Below are 249 nucleotides of genomic sequence, written 5' to 3'. Positions count from 1 at the left end.
GCTGTGGAGGCGGCGGATGTTGTACCAGCTCTCCAGAAATGAGAACAGACGCCGCCTTGCCTGTTCGTGGGTCGCGAAGTGTTCGCGACAGAGCAGTTCGGCTTCGAGCGTGCCGAAGAACGACTCGCACATCGCGTTGTCATAGGCGTCGCCGGCGGTCCCCATTGACGGTTGTACGCCAGCTTCGCGGCAGCGCCGCCCGAAGGCAATGGAGGTGTATTGACAGCCTTGATCGGAATGTAGAATCAC

General features: G+C 60.2%; 1 protein-coding gene. It reads right to left on the bottom strand.

The window, feature by feature from the left end:
* Positions 1-249 (bottom strand): transposase (locus AB3X86_RS38550; RefSeq protein WP_368599925.1); only part of this gene is annotated, 249 nt, incomplete at both ends.

It is taken from the genome of Paraburkholderia sp. BR14374, assembly GCF_040948685.1.
In the GTDB taxonomy this organism is placed as follows: Bacteria; Pseudomonadota; Gammaproteobacteria; order Burkholderiales; family Burkholderiaceae; genus Paraburkholderia; species Paraburkholderia youngii.
This window is presented reverse-complemented; position numbering and strand designations above follow the sequence as displayed.